We start from the raw sequence: 18,022 nt of genomic DNA, 5'->3' as shown, positions 1-18,022 counted from the left end.
GCTTCGGGCTCACGCATCATAGCGTGCCGCATGGGGCGCCCGGACCACAGGGCATGCTGGCGGCCCCCTTGACCGTGCGCAAGGCCGGTACATGGCGGCGCGCAAAAATGGCGCAGCGCCGGTATACAATGCGAACAATATCGCTGCCATGGCCTTGCGCTCCACGGAAAGCCTGGCGGCCCCCGATCCCTTTGACTACCGTCCGCGACGGCTCGCTTGCGCGGCTTGCCCGGTGACGGTGTCCTGCCGACCGAAGTCAGAATCTATGTCCGACGCCCCTGGTACCGAACACGCTCACGCCGCATCGGATTCCGCCGGCACCAGCCTTGGTGCCCAGCATTCCCCTTTGTTTGCGCTCGTGACCGACACCTTGCGGCAGCGCATCCTGGCCGGCGAGTACAACCAGGGCGACCGCCTGGTGGAGAACAAGCTTTCCACCGAGCTTGGCGTATCGCGCATCCCCGTGCGCGAAGCCCTGCGCGCGCTGGCTGCCGAAGGCCTGGTGCGCATCGAGCCGCGGCGCGGGGCATCGGTAGCGACGCTGTCGCCCAATATTGCCAAGGAGATGGTCGAGGTGCGGGCCACGCTGGAAGGGCTCAACGCCAAGCTGGCCGCGCAGCGGCGCGACCCCCGGCTGCTCGCCGAACTCAATGACGTGCTGCGCCAGGGGACCGAGGCGGCCGCCAGCGGCAGGTCGGAGCGCTTTGTCGAACTGAATTCCCACTTCCACGAGGTGCTGGGCAATATCGCCGCCAACAGCGTGCTGCAGGATATGGTGCGCACGCTGCGCGAGCGTACGGGCTTGCTCTTCGCGCCGGCCAACGTGCCGCGCGCGCGGCAGAACTGGGAGGAGCACGCGCAGATCCTGCAGGCGGTCATTGCCGGCGACGCCGATCTTGCTGCGCTGCTGGCCACCCGTCATGTCTATAGCGCGGCCAAGGCCGCGGAAGAACTGGCGGGCACCGAGGCGGGCACGCCAAATGGCGGCGAGGAAGCACGCGCAGGCAGCCCGGTCAAGCGGGGCGGCCGCACGGCGGCGAGCGCAGGCTAGAAGCGCGGCGCAGGCGGTACCTGTGCGGCATCGGTATACGATGTGCCGAAAACAGCATGATCAAGGGTCGGGACGTGAACAACGTCCCGGCCCTTGATTTTATTGGGCATTTCCGCAACAGAAATGCACCATTGCGATGCGTGCGTGCGCCCTGTTATGACGCGATGCACCAAAATTCGGTATACTATCGTTTCCGATGAACCACAATAGGGAATGACCATGGACTACCCGACGCCTTCTTATTTCCGGCAGTCGGTCGGTCAGCAACTGCTGGCCCACTATGCCCGGCGCGATGCCGTGCGGCACAGCACGCCGCTGCTGCCTATCCAGTGGAGCGCGCTGCGCACGCTGTTTCGCCGCTCCTGCGCCGGCACGCAGAAGACGGTCTGACGCGAGTCTTCCGTTCTCCGGAGGCGGTCAGGCCATCGCGGCTCCCCTCTTTTCAAGCAGCGACCGCAGGATAGAGCGGTGGCAGCGACGCTCCTGCTCGCAATAGCAGCCCAGGGAAAAATTGGTCTGCTTCGACAGGGCGGCCAGCAAGTCCAGCGTGCGGCTGGCTTCGGGGCGCGCCATTTTCGCGCGGAAGTGCCGTTCGAACTCGCGCCACGCCTTGTCGTTGTCCTTCTCGTGTATCGCCAGCGCCTGGGCAACCAGGTCCGGCGACGGCGAGAGCTCCGGGTACCAGACATCGTAGTAGTTGCGCGACGCGAACTCCGCCTTGGGGACGCCCCGCGGCGGCCGCCGCACGGTACCGATGCGCAACCCTTCGTCGGCGGCGCGCGCCGAGCCCAGCCTCACGATGCGGATCGTCATGGCCACGTCTCCTTCTATATAGAAGTAATGGAATGCAAAGTATGTGGCATCCCGGCGCTCAGGAGAGTGAGAAGGATCTGATTCGCAGTATCGTCGTGCCATGGCATTTTTGTGGTGCTTTGGTCTCTTTTAGGGCTTCTGAAAATTCATTTCAGAAAACGCTTGCCAAGGTGTTTGGGTGGCCTTAATATTCGCTCCCTCGCAACACGAAGCGCGCTGCAAAGCAGACGGGACAAGGGTTGCGGGGTTGATGGGGGAGGTTGGCGGCGCGGAAGGCGCGGCTGGCTGGAGCAAAAAAAGATTGCGAAACCTGTTGACGAAACGTAGAAAGTTCTTCATAATCTCGTTTCTCTGCTGCTGACAACGAAGCAGCGACGCGGTAAGCGAAGCGAACCGCGGTGCGTTCTTTAACAAACAAACAACCGATAAGTGTGGGCGCTTGATAGCGGATGCCCGGTGCGTAACAGCGCCGGAGCTTACAAGTTATAAAGTGCTCGCACAGTAAAACATGTTCGGTTCTTCTTCGGAGGGATCGAGTCAGTTTTCTGAGAGTGAGCGACCGCTCGAAAGAGCGAGACCCTTTTGGGTCACACAGGTATTGAACTGAAGAGTTTGATCCTGGCTCAGATTGAACGCTGGCGGCATGCCTTACACATGCAAGTCGAACGGCAGCACGGGAGCAATCCTGGTGGCGAGTGGCGAACGGGTGAGTAATACATCGGAACGTGCCCTGTCGTGGGGGATAACTAGTCGAAAGATTAGCTAATACCGCATACGACCTGAGGGTGAAAGCGGGGGACCGCAAGGCCTCGCGCGATAGGAGCGGCCGATGTCTGATTAGCTAGTTGGTGAGGTAAAGGCTCACCAAGGCGACGATCAGTAGCTGGTCTGAGAGGACGATCAGCCACACTGGGACTGAGACACGGCCCAGACTCCTACGGGAGGCAGCAGTGGGGAATTTTGGACAATGGGGGCAACCCTGATCCAGCAATGCCGCGTGTGTGAAGAAGGCCTTCGGGTTGTAAAGCACTTTTGTCCGGAAAGAAATCCTCTGGGTTAATACCTCGGGGGGATGACGGTACCGGAAGAATAAGCACCGGCTAACTACGTGCCAGCAGCCGCGGTAATACGTAGGGTGCGAGCGTTAATCGGAATTACTGGGCGTAAAGCGTGCGCAGGCGGTTTTGTAAGACAGGCGTGAAATCCCCGAGCTCAACTTGGGAATGGCGCTTGTGACTGCAAGGCTAGAGTATGTCAGAGGGGGGTAGAATTCCACGTGTAGCAGTGAAATGCGTAGAGATGTGGAGGAATACCGATGGCGAAGGCAGCCCCCTGGGACGTCACTGACGCTCATGCACGAAAGCGTGGGGAGCAAACAGGATTAGATACCCTGGTAGTCCACGCCCTAAACGATGTCAACTAGTTGTTGGGGATTCATTTCTTCAGTAACGTAGCTAACGCGTGAAGTTGACCGCCTGGGGAGTACGGTCGCAAGATTAAAACTCAAAGGAATTGACGGGGACCCGCACAAGCGGTGGATGATGTGGATTAATTCGATGCAACGCGAAAAACCTTACCTACCCTTGACATGCCACTAACGAAGCAGAGATGCATTAGGTGCTCGAAAGAGAAAGTGGACACAGGTGCTGCATGGCTGTCGTCAGCTCGTGTCGTGAGATGTTGGGTTAAGTCCCGCAACGAGCGCAACCCTTGTCTCTAGTTGCTACGAAAGGGCACTCTAGAGAGACTGCCGGTGACAAACCGGAGGAAGGTGGGGATGACGTCAAGTCCTCATGGCCCTTATGGGTAGGGCTTCACACGTCATACAATGGTGCGTACAGAGGGTTGCCAACCCGCGAGGGGGAGCTAATCCCAGAAAACGCATCGTAGTCCGGATCGTAGTCTGCAACTCGACTACGTGAAGCTGGAATCGCTAGTAATCGCGGATCAGCATGCCGCGGTGAATACGTTCCCGGGTCTTGTACACACCGCCCGTCACACCATGGGAGTGGGTTTTGCCAGAAGTAGTTAGCCTAACCGCAAGGAGGGCGATTACCACGGCAGGGTTCATGACTGGGGTGAAGTCGTAACAAGGTAGCCGTATCGGAAGGTGCGGCTGGATCACCTCCTTTCTAGAGCGTGCAGAAGTTGTTGAGCGTTCACACTTATCGGTTTGTTTGGTGTTACAGCCAAGGGTCTGTAGCTCAGGTGGTTAGAGCACCGTCTTGATAAGGCGGGGGTCGTAGGTTCAAGTCCTACCAGACCCACCAAGTTATCGGGGGATTAGCTCAGCTGGGAGAGCACCTGCTTTGCAAGCAGGGGGTCGTCGGTTCGATCCCGTCATCCTCCACCACTACCTTGGGTTGGTCAGTCCAAAGGCAAGCGCTTTGAGAGAAAAGCGTTTGCCTTTGGCTTTGCCAAGACGATGGAAACATCGGCTGTTCTTTAACAATATGGGATGTAGTAAAGGTGTCGTGAGCGTTGATGAGACGCTGCAGTACAACACGATACCGGGTTGTGATTGTATCAACCGAAATGTATTTAAGTGATCGAAAGATGACTTGGAATACGGCACAAATGCGAGAACTCATCCTGTAGCGATGCGTGGCTCGAAGTTTGAGACACACTCGTTATAGGGTCAAGCGAACAAGTGCATGTGGTGGATGCCTTGGCGATCACAGGCGATGAAGGACGCGGTAGCCTGCGAAAAGCTTCGGGGAGCTGGCAAACAAGCTTTGATCCGGAGATGTCCGAATGGGGAAACCCGGCCCGCATGGGTCATCCCTGACTGAATACATAGGTCAGGGAAGCGAACGCGGCGAACTGAAACATCTAAGTAGCTGCAGGAACAGAAATCAACCGAGATTCCCAAAGTAGTGGCGAACGAAATGGGAAGAGCCTTGTACTCTTTAGCAGTGTTGTTAGCAGAACGGTCTGGAAAGGCCGGCCATAGCAGGTGATAGCCCTGTATGCGAAAACAGCGTTGTGGAACTAGGTGTACGACAAGTAGGGCGGGACACGTGAAATCCTGTCTGAAGATGGGGGGACCATCCTCCAAGGCTAAATACTCGTGATCGACCGATAGTGAACCAGTACCGTGAGGGAAAGGCGAAAAGAACCCCGGGAGGGGAGTGAAATAGATCCTGAAACCGCATGCATACAAACAGTCGGAGCCTGGAAACGGGTGACGGCGTACCTTTTGTATAATGGGTCAGCGACTTACATTCAGTGGCAAGCTTAACCGATTAGGGAAGGCGTAGCGAAAGCGAGTCCGAACAGGGCGTTCAGTCGCTGGGTGTAGACCCGAAACCAGACGATCTATCCATGGCCAGGTTGAAGGTGCGGTAACACGTACTGGAGGACCGAACCCACTAACGTTGAAAAGTTAGGGGATGAGCTGTGGATAGGGGTGAAAGGCTAAACAAGTCTGGAAATAGCTGGTTCTCTCCGAAAACTATTTAGGTAGTGCCTCGTGTCTCACCTTCGGGGGTAGAGCACTGTCATGGTTGGGGGGTCTATTGCTGATTACCCCGCCATAGCAAACTCCGAATACCGAAGAGTGCAATCACGGGAGACAGACATCGGGTGCTAACGTCCGGTGTCAAGAGGGAAACAACCCAGACCGCCAGCTAAGGTCCCTAAGATTGGCTAAGTGGGAAACGAAGTGGGAAGGCTAAAACAGTCAGGAGGTTGGCTTAGAAGCAGCCACCCTTTAAAGAAAGCGTAATAGCTCACTGATCGAGTCGTCCTGCGCGGAAGATGTAACGGGGCTAAGCCAGTCACCGAAGCTGCGGACGCACGCAAGTGCGTGGTAGGAGAGCGTTCTGTAAGCCTGTGAAGGTGTCTTGTAAAGGATGCTGGAGGTATCAGAAGTGCGAATGCTGACATGAGTAGCGATAAAGGGGGTGAAAAGCCCCCTCGCCGTAAGCCCAAGGTTTCCTACGCAACGTTCATCGGCGTAGGGTGAGTCGGCCCCTAAGGCGAGGCAGAGATGCGTAGCTGATGGGAAGCAGGTTAATATTCCTGCACCGTCGTATGATGCGATGGGGGGACGGATCGCGGAAGGTTGTCCGGGTGTTGGAAGTCCCGGTCCCTGCATTGGAGAAGGCGCTTAGGCAAATCCGGGCGCGGAATTCAAGGATGCGGGGCGAGCGGCCTAGTGCTGCGAAGCAATTGGAAGTGGTTCCAAGAAAAGCCTCTAAGCTTCAGTCATACGAGACCGTACCGCAAACCGACACAGGTGGGCGAGATGAGTATTCTAAGGCGCTTGAGAGAACTCGGGAGAAGGAACTCGGCAAATTGGTACCGTAACTTCGGGATAAGGTACGCCCTTGTAGCTTGACTGGCCTGCGCCAGGAGGGTGAAGGGGTTGCAATAAAATGGTGGCTGCGACTGTTTAATAAAAACACAGCACTCTGCAAACACGAAAGTGGACGTATAGGGTGTGACGCCTGCCCGGTGCCGGAAGATTAAATGATGGGGTGCAAGCTCTTGATTGAAGTCCCGGTAAACGGCGGCCGTAACTATAACGGTCCTAAGGTAGCGAAATTCCTTGTCGGGTAAGTTCCGACCTGCACGAATGGCGTAACGATGGCCACACTGTCTCCTCCCGAGACTCAGCGAAGTTGAAGTGTTTGTGATGATGCAATCTCCCCGCGGCTAGACGGAAAGACCCCATGAACCTTTACTGTAGCTTTGCATTGGACTTTGAACCGATCTGTGTAGGATAGGTGGGAGGCTTTGAAGCGTGGACGCTAGTCTGCGTGGAGCCGTCCTTGAAATACCACCCTGGTTTGTTTGAGGTTCTAACCTTGGCCCGTGAATCCGGGTCGGGGACAGTGCATGGTAGGCAGTTTGACTGGGGCGGTCTCCTCCCAAAGTGTAACGGAGGAGTTCGAAGGTACGCTTGGTACGGTCGGACATCGTACCTAAAGTGCAATGGCAAAAGCGTGCTTAACTGCGAGACCGACAAGTCGAGCAGGTGCGAAAGCAGGACATAGTGATCCGGTGGTTCTGAATGGAAGGGCCATCGCTCAACGGATAAAAGGTACTCTGGGGATAACAGGCTGATACCGCCCAAGAGTTCATATCGACGGCGGTGTTTGGCACCTCGATGTCGGCTCATCTCATCCTGGGGCTGTAGCCGGTCCCAAGGGTATGGCTGTTCGCCATTTAAAGAGGTACGTGAGCTGGGTTTAAAACGTCGTGAGACAGTTTGGTCCCTATCTGCCGTGGGCGTTGGAATCTTGACGGGGGCTGCTCCTAGTACGAGAGGACCGGAGTGGACGTACCGCTGGTGTACCTGTTGTCTCGCCAGAGGCATCGCAGGGTAGCTATGTACGGAAGAGATAACCGCTGAAAGCATCTAAGCGGGAAACTCGCCTGAAGATGAGGATTCCCTGGAGGCTTGACCTCCTTGAAGGGTCGTTCGAGACCAGGACGTTGATAGGCTGGGTGTGGAAGCGCAGTAATGCGTTAAGCTAACCAGTACTAATTGCCCGTAAGGCTTGATCCTATAACCAGTGTGTTTCTGCCTGGTTGAGTGTATCGCGTGCCGCTGCCCAGCAGCTTGGCCGATACAAGACACAACCTGACTACATCCCTATTTGCTGTGTTGGCCAGTTCGCCAGCACGGCACACCGTTTATGCCTGGTGACCATAGCGAGTTGGAACCACCCCTTCCCATCCCGAACAGGACCGTGAAACGACTCCGCGCCGATGATAGTGCGGATACCCGTGTGAAAGTAGGTAATCGCCAGGCTCTCCCTTGAAACCCCTCAGTACCTCCTACTGGGGGGTTTTGCTTTTTATGGCGCGCGCTAGCTGTTGCCCGCCGAGGCCGGGTGAAGTCCCTTGCGGCTTGGCACGAAGCGCCCGGAAACGCTGGCCGGAAGCCATTTCCGGGCTGCCGGCTCGACCCTATAAGGTGAGAGCGTGTTCTTTTGAGCGCGCTGGTGGTTGTGGTACGGCCAGGCGGCCTGGATGGCGCCGTGCCTTGAACTCGTCACTGTCTCCACGCTTTGCATAGCATGGAAAAAGCTTGACAGGCCTGATGAGTTACACCATAATCACAAGTTCTCTGCGGAGAGGTGCCCGAGTGGCTAAAGGGGGCAGACTGTAAATCTGTTGGCTTACGCCTACGCTGGTTCGAATCCAGCCCTCTCCACCAGAATTAAGCAAGACCAGTAACCCGGCGGTAGTCGGTGAAGCAGAAAGCGTGGTAACCCGGCGGGTGTAGCTCAATGGTAGAGCAGAAGCCTTCCAAGCTTACGACGAGGGTTCGATTCCCTTCACCCGCTCCAGATTGCCCGGGTTGCAGTCAAGAAAGCAGTAGTCAAGTTTCGCCCATGTGGCTCAGTGGTAGAGCACTCCCTTGGTAAGGGAGAGGTCGGCAGTTCGATCCTGCCCATGGGCACCAAATACCGCACTGGCAATATCGCAGCCGACACAGGAGTCGCGAAATGGCAAAGGAAAAGTTCGAGCGGACCAAGCCGCACGTGAACGTTGGTACGATCGGTCACGTTGACCATGGCAAGACCACGCTGACGGCAGCGATCGCCACGGTGCTGGCAGCAAAGTTTGGCGGTTCGGCCAAGAAGTACGACGAAATCGACGCAGCGCCGGAAGAAAAGGCACGCGGTATCACCATCAATACCGCCCACGTCGAATACGAAACGGCCAACCGCCACTACGCGCACGTTGACTGCCCGGGCCACGCCGACTATGTGAAGAACATGATCACCGGCGCCGCGCAGATGGACGGCGCGATCCTGGTGTGCTCGGCCGCCGACGGCCCCATGCCCCAGACCCGCGAGCACATCCTGCTGGCCCGCCAGGTCGGCGTGCCTTACATCATCGTGTTCCTGAACAAGTGCGACATGGTCGACGACGCCGAGCTGCTCGAGCTGGTCGAAATGGAAGTGCGCGAACTGCTCTCGAAGTACGAGTTCCCCGGCGACGACACCCCGATCATCAAGGGCTCGGCCAAGCTGGCACTCGAAGGCGACAAGGGCGAACTGGGCGAAGTGGCGATCCTGAGCCTGGCCGACGCGCTGGACACCTACATCCCGACGCCGGAACGTGCCGTTGACGGTACCTTCCTGATGCCGGTGGAAGACGTGTTCTCGATCTCGGGCCGCGGCACCGTGGTGACCGGCCGTATCGAACGCGGCATCATCAAGGTCGGCGAAGAAATCGAAATCGTCGGTATCAAGCCGACGGTCAAGACCACCTGCACCGGCGTGGAAATGTTCCGCAAGCTGCTGGACCAGGGCCAGGCTGGCGACAACGTGGGCCTGCTGCTGCGCGGCACGAAGCGCGAAGACGTCGAGCGCGGCCAGGTGCTGTGCAAGCCGGGTTCGATCAAGCCGCACACGCACTTCACCGGCGAGGTCTACATCTTGTCGAAGGACGAAGGCGGCCGTCACACGCCGTTCTTCAACAACTACCGTCCGCAGTTCTATTTCCGCACGACCGACGTGACCGGCTCGATCGAGCTGCCGAAGGACAAGGAAATGGTCATGCCCGGCGACAACGTGTCGATCACCGTCAAGCTGATCGCCCCGATCGCCATGGAAGAAGGCCTGCGCTTCGCCATCCGTGAAGGCGGCCGTACCGTCGGCGCCGGCGTCGTGGCTAAGATCCTCGACTGATAAGGTCGATCAGCGGATACGGCACCAACCGGCCGTATCCGTTGCCAGAGGGGTTGGCGTCAGCGCCGACCCCACAGTTGTTTTAGGGGTATAGCTCAACTGGCAGAGCGTCGGTCTCCAAAACCGAAGGTTGGGGGTTCGATTCCCTCTGCCCCTGCCAATTCAATCAGCCGCGTCGCGATACAGTATCGTGACGCGGCTTAGTCTCGTTTGCGAAACATGGCCAATCCCAACGTCGAAACCGTTAACGCCTCCAGCGGCAAGTGGTTGCTGGGCGTAGCGGTGCTACTGGTGGTTGCCGGCGTCATCGGTTTCTATGCCCTGGCACAGCAACCCTCCTATGTGCGCGGCGCCGCGCTGTTCGGTGGCATCGTACTGGGCGTGGTCGTCGCGCTGGTCTCGGCGCCGGGCAAGGACTTCATCGGATTCGCCAAGGAATCCTATCGCGAAGTCCGCAAGGTCGTCTGGCCCACCCGCAAGGAAGCCGGTCAGATGACGGGCTTGGTGTTTGTCTTCGTCGTGATCATGGCCGTGTTCCTGTGGTCTGCGGACAAGCTCATCGAGTGGGTCATCTTTTCGCTCGTGCTTGGCTGGAAATGAAGGATAGGACATGACGGATAACGCACAACAGGAAGTCCCCGCAGCGGAATCGCCTTCGTCGAAGAAGCGCTGGTACGTGGTGCACGCTTATTCCGGCATGGAAAAGAGTGTGCAGCGCGCGCTGCAGGAGCGCATCGAACGCGCGGAAATGCAGGACAAGTTCGGCCGCATCCTGGTGCCGTCGGAAGAAGTGATCGAGATCAAGGGCGGCCAGAAGTCGGTCACCGAGCGCCGTTTCTTCCCCGGCTACGTGCTGGTCGAGATGGAAATGACCGACGAGACCTGGCACCTGGTGAAGAACACCAGCAAGGTCACCGGCTTCGTGGGCGGCGCGCGCAACCGCCCGAGCCCGATTTCCCAGCGGGAAGTCGACAAGATCATGACCCAGATGCAGGAAGGGGTCGAGAAGCCGCGTCCCAAGACGCTGTTCGAAGTGGGCGAAATGGTGCGCGTCAAGGACGGCCCGTTCACCGACTTCAACGGCAACGTCGAGGAAGTGAACTACGAGAAATCGCGCCTGCGCGTCTCGGTCACCATCTTCGGTCGCGCCACCCCGGTCGAGCTCGAGTTCGGCCAGGTCGAGAAGGTCTGAGGATTTTGCCCGCTGCCTGCCCGCAAGGCTGGCGGCGGACGAAGAGGGCGGGTCGAAAGACATGCCCAAAGAGGAGCGTGAGGTCGTGCCGGCGGCACGGCGATAGCGCGTTACGACTCAACAGGATCCTTTCCATAAGCGAAGGATCCGGATTGGAGTAGAGATGGCCAAGAAGATCATTGGCTTTATCAAGCTGCAGATTCCGGCTGGTAAGGCAAATCCCTCCCCGCCCGTGGGCCCGGCACTGGGTCAGCGCGGTCTGAACATCATGGAGTTCTGCAAGGCGTTCAACGCGCAGACCCAAGGCATGGAACCCGGCCTGCCGGTGCCGGTGGTGATTACCGCCTTCGCCGACAAGAGCTTCACGTTCGTGATGAAGTCGCCCCCGGCGACCGTGCTGATCAAGAAGGCCGCCGGCCTGACCAAGGGTTCGGCCAAGCCGCACACCGACAAGGTCGGCAAGATCACCCGCGCCCAGGCTGAAGAAATCGCCAAGGCAAAGAACGCTGACCTGACCGCCGCCGACCTGGACGCCGCCGTGCGTACCATCGCTGGCTCGGCGCGTTCGATGGGCATCACCGTGGAGGGTCTGTAAATGGCTAAGCTTTCGAAGCGCGCAGCCGCCAACAAGGCGAAGATCGAGCGCACCAAGTTCTATCCGATCGACGAGGCCCTGGGCCTGGTGAAGGATTGCGCATCGGCCAAGTTCGACGAATCGATCGACGTAGCCGTGCAGCTCGGCATCGATGCGAAGAAGTCGGACCAGGTGGTCCGCGGTTCCGTGGTGCTGCCTGCCGGTACCGGCAAGTCGGTGCGCGTGGCTGTGTTCGCGCAAGGCGAAAAGGCCGAAGCTGCCAAGGCAGCCGGTGCCGATATCGTCGGCATGGAAGACCTGGCCGAGCAAGTCAAGGCCGGTAACCTGAACTTCGACGTGGTGATCGCCTCGCCGGACACGATGCGTGTCGTCGGTACGCTGGGCCAGATCCTGGGCCCGCGCGGCCTGATGCCGAACCCGAAGGTCGGCACGGTTACCCCCGACGTGGCCCAGGCCGTGAAGAACGCCAAGGCCGGTCAGGTGCAGTACCGCGTCGACAAGGCCGGTATCATCCACGCCACCATCGGCCGCCGTTCGTTCCAGGACGCCGACCTGAAGCGCAACCTGAACGCGCTGATCGAAGCGCTGGTGAAGTCGAAGCCGGCCACGAGCAAGGGCGTGTACCTGCGCAAGATCGCCGTGTCGTCCACCATGGGCGTCGGCGTGCGCGTGGAACAAGGTTCGCTGTCGGCCTGAGGCCGGCGGCGGATACCCGGGCGGACCCGATAACGTCGCCCGCGGTAAAGAATCGAAGATCCCGGCCCAGGCCGGGGTCGTCTCCCGCCCGGAGCGGCGCCTGAGCAGGCGCGGCAACCGGGCAGGAGCAAGGCTTTGGGCAGTGGTGCCCGCCGGCGCGAGCAGGCAGGCACCGCTGGTTATCAAAGACCGCTGGTGGCGGGCGTGGCCGAAGTCTGGCTGGCTCGCCTTAATCGGGTGGAACGTGCGCGGCCGGGCTTTGCTCCGGCAGCGGCGCCTCCCGCCCCACCAGCGCAGATGGCGCACCCGAGGGATTGATGAATCCGGGCAACGACCCGGGTGATTCGGGCCAATCGGACGCCGTTCGTTTGGACTGATGTGCGTGCCCCGGACGATCCGGGGGACAAGCATCGTTTTGGAGCTTAACCGTGCCACTCAATATTGAAGATAAGAAGGCCGTCGTTGCTGAGGTTTCGGCGCAAGTCGCCAAAGCCCAGACCATCGTCGTGGCCGAATATCGCGGCATTGCGGTTGGCGATCTGACCAAGCTGCGCGCCAAGGCCCGCGAGCAAGGCGTGTACCTGCGCGTTCTGAAGAACACGCTGGCCCGCCGTGCCGTGGAAGGCACGCCGTTTGCAGGCCTCGCAGAGCAAATGACCGGCCCGCTGATCTACGGTATTTCCGAAGATGCAGTGTCGTCGGCCAAGGTTCTGAACGACTTTGCCAAGACCAACGACAAGCTGGTTCTGCGTGCAGCGTCGTACGACGGCAACGTGCTCGATGCTGCTGCCGTCAAGGCACTGGCCTCGATCCCGAGCCGTGACGAACTGATTGCTCAGCTGCTTGGCGTGATGCAGGCACCGGTGTCGGGCTTCGCCCGTCTGCTGGCTGCACTGGCCGCCAAGAAGGGCGAGGGCGAAGCCGCCCCCGCCGAGAGCGAAGGCGCAGCTGCTTAAGGCGCAAGCCCGCAGCTCGGCTCAAAAGATCGCATTACCGATACCGAATCAAATCTAGCAGGAGTAACAAATGGCAATCAGCAAAGACGACATCCTCGAAGCCGTAGGCGCGATGTCCGTGATGGAACTGAACGACCTGGTCAAGGCGTTCGAAGAAAAGTTTGGCGTGTCCGCCGCTGCAATGGCCGTGGCTGCTGCCCCGGGCGCTGGCGGTGCCGCCGCTGCCGAAGAGCAGACCGAGTTCAACGTGATCCTGGCCGAAGTCGGCGCCAACAAGGTCGGCGTGATCAAGGCCGTGCGCGAAATCACCGGCCTGGGCCTGAAGGAAGCCAAGGACCTGGTCGATGGCGCACCGAAGCCCGTCAAGGAAGGCGTGGACAAGGCTGCCGCAGCCGAAGCCAAGAAGAAGCTGGAAGACGCCGGCGCAAAGGTCGAAGTCAAGTAAGCTGTGCTCGCGTGCCATTTCGCGGCACGCGGATGGGGCTGGCAAAGGGAGTTTCCCGGCGCCAGCCTTTTTGCGCTTCTGCGAAGTGTGTTTTATGCGACACCTGGAGCGCGGAACAGCGGGAACAAGTCGCCGTAATGTGGCGCAAGCGATGCTTGAAGGCTAGGTAACTTCCTAAGCTTCAGCAGAGGCCAAACATCAGTGGCACACTAGGTGGTTGCTGATGTTTGTCTTCTGAACCGACTGCAGAAGACAAGTTTGGTCGGGTGTCCCCCGAGCCGGCATGGCGCATCGCGTCGTAGCTGCCGGCTCGCAGCGTGCGGGCACCGTCAGCCAGAGGTTGGTAGCGGCCAACCGCCAAATCCCCTCCCAGTCGCTGAACACCTCAGGTGCTGCGCCAGGTCCAGCCAGCCCCTGCGATGATTCGGAGATCCCATGGCGTACAGCTTCACCGAAAAGAAGCGCATTCGCAAAAGCTTTGCGAAGCGCGCGACGGTTCACCAGGTTCCTTTCCTGCTTGCCACTCAGATTGAATCCTACACTCAGTTTCTGCAAGAGGATACGCCACCCTCGCGTCGCAAAACAGAGGGCCTGCAAGCGGCATTCAGTGCAATCTTCCCGATTGTGTCGCACAACGGGCTCGCCCGTATGGAGTTCGTCTCCTACCATCTCTCCAACCCGCCGTTCGACGTCAAGGAATGTCAACAGCGTGGCCTGACCTTCCATTCGGCCCTGCGCGCGAAGGTGCGCCTGATCATCAACGATCGGGAAAATCCGGGCAAGGTCAAGGAAGTGAAGGAACAGGAAGTCTACATGGGCGAAATTCCGCTCATGACGTCGACCGGTTCGTTCGTGATCAACGGTACCGAGCGCGTGATCGTCTCGCAGCTCCACCGTTCCCCCGGCGTGTTCTTCGAGCACGACAAGGGCAAGACCCACAGCTCGGGCAAGCTGCTGTTCTCGGCCCGGATCATCCCCTACCGCGGTTCGTGGCTCGATTTCGAGTTCGACCCGAAGGATATCCTTTACTTCCGCGTCGACCGCCGCCGCAAGATGCCGGTGACGATCCTGCTGAAGTCGATCGGCCTGACGCCCGAGCAGATCCTGGCGCACTTCTTCGTGTTCGACAACTTCACGCTGCAGTCGGAAGGCGCGCAGATGGAGTTCGTGCCCGAGCGCCTGCGCGGTGAAGTCGCGCGCTTCGACATCGCCGACAAGAACGGCCGCGTCGTGGTGGAGAAGGACAAGCGCATCAACGCCAAGCACATCCGCGACCTGGACTCGGCCGGCACCAAGCTCATCAGCGTGCCGGAAGACTACCTGCTGGGCCGCGTGCTGGCCAAGAACATCATCGACCCGGACACCGGCGAGGTGATCGCCAACGCCAACGACGAGCTCACCGAGACCGTCCTGGAAAACCTGCGCGAAGCCGGCGTCAAGCAGATCCAGACGCTGTACACCAACGACCTGGACCAGGGTCCGTACATGTCGCAGACCCTGCGCGTGGACGACACCGCCGACCAGACCGCTGCGCGCATCGCCATCTACCGCATGATGCGCCCCGGCGAGCCGCCGACCGAAGACGCGGTGGAAGCCCTGTTCCAGCGCCTGTTCTACAGCGAAGAGTCGTACGACCTGTCGCGCGTCGGCCGCATGAAGGTCAACAGCCGCCTGGGCCGCCCGAGCGGCGAAGGCAGCATGGTGCTGCAGGACGAAGACATCCTCGAGACCATCAAGATCCTGGTCAACCTGCGCAACGGCAAGGGCGAGGTCGACGACATCGACCACCTGGGCAACCGCCGCGTGCGTTGCGTCGGCGAACTGGCCGAAAACCAGTTCCGCGCCGGCCTGTCGCGCGTGGAGCGCGCCGTCAAGGAGCGCCTGGGCCAGGCCGAGACCGAAAACCTGATGCCGCACGACCTGATCAACTCGAAGCCGATCTCCTCGGCCATCCGCGAGTTCTTCGGTTCGTCGCAGCTGTCGCAGTTCATGGACCAGACCAACCCGCTGTCCGAGATCACGCACAAGCGTCGTGTCTCCGCACTGGGCCCGGGCGGTCTGACCCGCGAGCGCGCAGGCTTCGAAGTCCGCGACGTGCACCCGACCCACTATGGCCGCGTGTGCCCGATCGAAACGCCGGAAGGCCCGAACATCGGCCTGATCAACTCGCTGGCACTGTATGCGCGCCTGAACGAGTACGGCTTCCTGGAAACGCCGTACCGCAAGGTCGTCGACAGCAAGCTGACCGACCAGGTCGACTACCTGTCCGCGATCGAGGAAGGCAAGTACGTGGTGGCGCAGGCCAACGCGACGGTGGACGCCGACGGCACCCTCATCGACGAACTGGTGTCGTCGCGAGAAGGCAGCGAGCGTGAAACCCGCATGGTCACGCCGGACCGCGTGCAGTACATCGACGTGGCGCCGTCGCAGATCGTGTCGGCGGCGGCCTCGCTGGTGCCGTTCCTCGAGCACGATGACGCGAACCGCGCACTGATGGGCGCGAACATGCAGCGCCAGGCCGTGCCTTGCCTGCGTCCGGACAAGCCGCTGGTGGGTACCGGCATCGAGCGTACCGTCGCGGTCGACTCGGGCACCGCCGTGCAGGCGACCCGTGGCGGCGTGGTGGACTACGTCGATGCGATGCGTATCGTGATCCGGGTGAACGACGACGAAGCCGTGGCCGGCGAAGTCGGCGTGGACATCTACAACCTGATCAAGTACACGCGCTCGAACCAGAACACCAACATCAACCAGCGTCCGATGGTCAAGGTCGGCGACTTCGTCGCCCGCGGCGACGTGATCGCCGACGGCGCCTCGACCGACCTGGGCGAGCTCGCGCTCGGCCAGAACATGCTGGTGGCGTTCATGCCGTGGAACGGCTACAACTTCGAAGACTCGATCCTGATCTCCGAACGCGTGGTCGCCGAAGACCGCTATACCTCGATCCACATCGAGGAACTGTCGGTCGTCGCCCGCGACACCAAGCTGGGACCGGAAGAAATCACGCGCGACATCTCCAACCTCGCCGAGGCGCAGCTGGCGCGCCTGGACGAGTCCGGCATCACCTACATCGGTGCCGAAGTGGAAGCCGGCGACGTGCTGGTCGGCAAGGTCACGCCCAAGGGCGAGACCCAGCTGACGCCGGAAGAAAAGCTGCTGCGCGCGATCTTCGGCGAGAAGGCTTCGGACGTGAAGGACACCTCGCTGCGCGTGCCCTCGGGCATGAGCGGCATCGTGATCGACGTCCAGGTCTTCACCCGCGAAGGCGTGACCCGCGACAAGCGTGCCCAGTCGATCATCGACGACGAACTGAAGCGCTACCGTCTGGACCTGAACGACCAGCTGCGTATCGTGGAAGGCGACGCCTTCCAGCGTCTGGAACGCCTGCTGCTCGACAAGACCGTCAACGGCGGTCCGAAGAAGCTCGCCAAGGGCGCGAAGCTGACCCGCGAGTACCTGGCCGACCTGGACAAGTACCACTGGTTCGACATCCGCCCGGCCGACGAGGAAGTCGCTGCCCAGCTGGAAGCGGTCAAGGAAGCCATCGAGCAGAAGCGCCACGAGTTCGACCTGGCCTTCGAGGAAAAGCGCAAGAAGCTCACGCAAGGCGACGAACTGCCGCCGGGCGTGATCAAGATGGTCAAGGTCTACCTGGCCGTCAAGCGCCGCCTGCAGCCTGGCGACAAGATGGCCGGCCGCCACGGCAACAAGGGTGTCGTGTCCAAGATCACCCCGATCGAAGACATGCCCTACATGGCTGACGGCACGCCTGCCGACATCGTGCTGAACCCGCTGGGCGTGCCCTCGCGGATGAACGTGGGCCAGATCCTGGAAACCCACCTGGGCTGGGCCGCGCGCGGCCTGGGCCAGCGCATCGGCGCGATGCTCAAGGCGCAAGCCAAGGCACAGGACCTGCGCAAGCTGCTGGGCCAGATCTACAACGAAAGCGGCAAGCCGGAAGACCTCGACAGCCTGTCGGACGCGGAAGTGCTCGAGCTGGCCAACAACCTGAAGAAGGGTGTGCCGTTCGCGACGCCGGTGTTCGACGGCGCGCACGAAGACGAAATCCGCCGCATGCTGGACCTGGCCTACCCGGACGAGATCGCCCGCGAAATGGGCCTGACCAAGTCCAAGCAGCAGGTCACGCTGCACGACGGCCGCACCGGCGAAGCGTTCGAGCGTCCGGTGACGCTGGGCGTGATGCACATGCTGAAGCTGCACCACCTGGTCGACGACAAGATGCACGCCCGTTCGACCGGCCCGTACTCGCTGGTGACCCAGCAGCCGCTGGGCGGCAAGGCGCAGTTCGGTGGCCAGCGTTTCGGCGAGATGGAAGTGTGGGCGCTGGAAGCTTATGGCGCCTCCTACGTGCTGCAGGAAATGCTGACGGTCAAGTCCGACGACGTGAACGGCCGGACCAAGGTCTACGAGAACATCGTCAAGGGCGAGCACTCGATCGATGCCGGCATGCCGGAGTCGTTCAACGTGCTGGTGAAGGAAATCCGCTCGCTGGGTATCGACATCGACCTCGATCGCTACTGATCGAGAGCGCGCGGGAGGCCGGTCGCGGCCAGCCTCCCGCCGGTTGCCAGCTACGGTTTTCCCACAGGATGAATGCCGTG

At 60.3% G+C, this 18,022-nt stretch carries 11 protein-coding genes, 6 tRNA genes and 3 rRNA genes; 19 read left to right on the top strand and 1 reads right to left on the bottom strand.

Annotation, left to right across the window (positions count from 1 at the left end):
* Positions 1-265: 265 nt before the first annotated feature.
* Both ACKI2N_RS18300 and ACKI2N_RS18295 read left to right on the top strand, forming a co-directional pair.
* On the top strand, positions 266-1,051 hold the full coding sequence (locus ACKI2N_RS18300; RefSeq protein ID WP_420996143.1) for a GntR family transcriptional regulator: 786 nt from the start codon (positions 266-268) through the stop codon (positions 1,049-1,051).
* A gap of 219 nt (positions 1,052-1,270) precedes the next feature.
* Positions 1,271-1,441 carry a hypothetical protein gene (locus ACKI2N_RS18295; protein ID WP_420996149.1) on the top strand — a complete coding sequence of 57 codons (171 nt, stop codon included), beginning with the start codon at positions 1,271-1,273 and terminating at the stop codon, positions 1,439-1,441.
* Positions 1,442-1,468: 27 nt separating this feature from the next.
* Here the strand turns inward: ACKI2N_RS18295 and ACKI2N_RS18290 are convergent, their stop codons facing one another.
* On the bottom strand, positions 1,469-1,864 hold the full coding sequence (locus ACKI2N_RS18290; protein ID WP_420996017.1) for a DUF488 domain-containing protein: 396 nt from the start codon (positions 1,862-1,864) through the stop codon (positions 1,469-1,471).
* A gap of 600 nt (positions 1,865-2,464) precedes the next feature.
* Here ACKI2N_RS18290 and ACKI2N_RS18285 point away from each other — a divergent pair.
* The 17 genes from ACKI2N_RS18285 (at position 2,465) to rpoB (ending at position 17,942) form a co-directional block, all read left to right on the top strand.
* Positions 2,465-3,996, top strand: a 16S ribosomal RNA gene (locus ACKI2N_RS18285).
* A gap of 61 nt (positions 3,997-4,057) precedes the next feature.
* Positions 4,058-4,134 (top strand) — tRNA-Ile (locus tag ACKI2N_RS18280).
* A gap of 7 nt (positions 4,135-4,141) precedes the next feature.
* A tRNA-Ala gene (locus ACKI2N_RS18275) sits at positions 4,142-4,217 on the top strand.
* A 283-nt stretch (positions 4,218-4,500) separates the two neighbouring features.
* Positions 4,501-7,379 (top strand): 23S ribosomal RNA (locus ACKI2N_RS18270).
* Positions 7,380-7,512: 133 nt separating this feature from the next.
* A 5S ribosomal RNA gene (rrf, locus tag ACKI2N_RS18265) occupies positions 7,513-7,625 on the top strand.
* Together the 16S, 23S and 5S rRNA genes with 5 tRNA genes alongside form the textbook arrangement of a ribosomal RNA operon.
* 322 nt (positions 7,626-7,947) lie before the next feature.
* Positions 7,948-8,033: transfer RNA gene (locus ACKI2N_RS18260), tRNA-Tyr, on the top strand.
* A gap of 59 nt (positions 8,034-8,092) precedes the next feature.
* Positions 8,093-8,166, top strand: a tRNA-Gly gene (locus ACKI2N_RS18255).
* 41 nt (positions 8,167-8,207) lie between these two features.
* Positions 8,208-8,282: transfer RNA gene (locus ACKI2N_RS18250), tRNA-Thr, on the top strand.
* Between the two features lie 43 nt (positions 8,283-8,325).
* Positions 8,326-9,516, top strand: coding sequence for an elongation factor Tu (tuf, locus tag ACKI2N_RS18245; protein ID WP_420994488.1), 1,191 nt, complete (start codon positions 8,326-8,328; stop codon positions 9,514-9,516).
* Positions 9,517-9,600: 84 nt separating this feature from the next.
* Positions 9,601-9,676: transfer RNA gene (locus tag ACKI2N_RS18240), tRNA-Trp, on the top strand.
* A 59-nt stretch (positions 9,677-9,735) separates the two neighbouring features.
* On the top strand, positions 9,736-10,116 hold the full coding sequence (gene secE, locus ACKI2N_RS18235) for a preprotein translocase subunit SecE (protein WP_420994501.1): 381 nt from the start codon (positions 9,736-9,738) through the stop codon (positions 10,114-10,116).
* A 10-nt stretch (positions 10,117-10,126) separates the two neighbouring features.
* The gene (gene nusG / locus ACKI2N_RS18230) at positions 10,127-10,708 is read left to right on the top strand and encodes a transcription termination/antitermination protein NusG (protein ID WP_420994500.1); all 582 of its coding nucleotides are present in this window, start codon (positions 10,127-10,129) and stop codon (positions 10,706-10,708) included.
* A gap of 163 nt (positions 10,709-10,871) precedes the next feature.
* Positions 10,872-11,303 carry a 50S ribosomal protein L11 gene (rplK, locus tag ACKI2N_RS18225; protein ID WP_006162338.1) on the top strand — a complete coding sequence of 144 codons (432 nt, stop codon included), beginning with the start codon at positions 10,872-10,874 and terminating at the stop codon, positions 11,301-11,303.
* Complete coding sequence (rplA, locus tag ACKI2N_RS18220) at positions 11,304-11,999, top strand: 50S ribosomal protein L1 (RefSeq protein ID WP_420994499.1); 696 nt, start codon at positions 11,304-11,306, stop codon at positions 11,997-11,999.
* 428 nt (positions 12,000-12,427) lie between these two features.
* A complete protein-coding gene (gene rplJ / locus ACKI2N_RS18215) occupies positions 12,428-12,955 on the top strand; it encodes a 50S ribosomal protein L10 (protein WP_029044255.1) in 528 nt (175 codons plus the stop codon).
* 70 nt (positions 12,956-13,025) lie between these two features.
* Positions 13,026-13,400 (top strand): 50S ribosomal protein L7/L12, encoded by a 375-nt coding sequence (rplL, locus tag ACKI2N_RS18210; protein WP_420994498.1) that lies wholly within the window; start codon positions 13,026-13,028, stop codon positions 13,398-13,400.
* A gap of 435 nt (positions 13,401-13,835) precedes the next feature.
* Positions 13,836-17,942: a DNA-directed RNA polymerase subunit beta gene (rpoB, locus tag ACKI2N_RS18205; protein WP_420994497.1), complete on the top strand. Its 4,107-nt coding sequence runs from the start codon at positions 13,836-13,838 to the stop codon at positions 17,940-17,942.
* Positions 17,943-18,022 lie beyond the last annotated feature (80 nt).

This window comes from Cupriavidus sp. 30B13 (genome assembly GCF_049059565.2).
Taxonomy (GTDB): Bacteria; Pseudomonadota; Gammaproteobacteria; order Burkholderiales; family Burkholderiaceae; genus Cupriavidus.
Note: the sequence above shows the minus strand (reverse complement) of the source record. Positions and strands in the feature narration are given on the sequence as shown.

Coding starts and splice junctions, on each gene's coding strand:
- secE (WP_420994501.1), top strand. CDS start 9,736: ATGGCCAATCCCAACGTCGAAACCGTTAACGCCTCCAGCGGCAAGTGG.
- rplK (WP_006162338.1), top strand. CDS start 10,872: ATGGCCAAGAAGATCATTGGCTTTATCAAGCTGCAGATTCCGGCTGGT.
- rplL (WP_420994498.1), top strand. CDS start 13,026: ATGGCAATCAGCAAAGACGACATCCTCGAAGCCGTAGGCGCGATGTCC.
- rplA (WP_420994499.1), top strand. CDS start 11,304: ATGGCTAAGCTTTCGAAGCGCGCAGCCGCCAACAAGGCGAAGATCGAG.
- tuf (WP_420994488.1), top strand. CDS start 8,326: ATGGCAAAGGAAAAGTTCGAGCGGACCAAGCCGCACGTGAACGTTGGT.
- ACKI2N_RS18290 (WP_420996017.1), bottom strand. CDS start 1,864: ATGACGATCCGCATCGTGAGGCTGGGCTCGGCGCGCGCCGCCGACGAA.
- ACKI2N_RS18300 (WP_420996143.1), top strand. CDS start 266: ATGTCCGACGCCCCTGGTACCGAACACGCTCACGCCGCATCGGATTCC.
- ACKI2N_RS18295 (WP_420996149.1), top strand. CDS start 1,271: ATGGACTACCCGACGCCTTCTTATTTCCGGCAGTCGGTCGGTCAGCAA.
- nusG (WP_420994500.1), top strand. CDS start 10,127: ATGACGGATAACGCACAACAGGAAGTCCCCGCAGCGGAATCGCCTTCG.
- rpoB (WP_420994497.1), top strand. CDS start 13,836: ATGGCGTACAGCTTCACCGAAAAGAAGCGCATTCGCAAAAGCTTTGCG.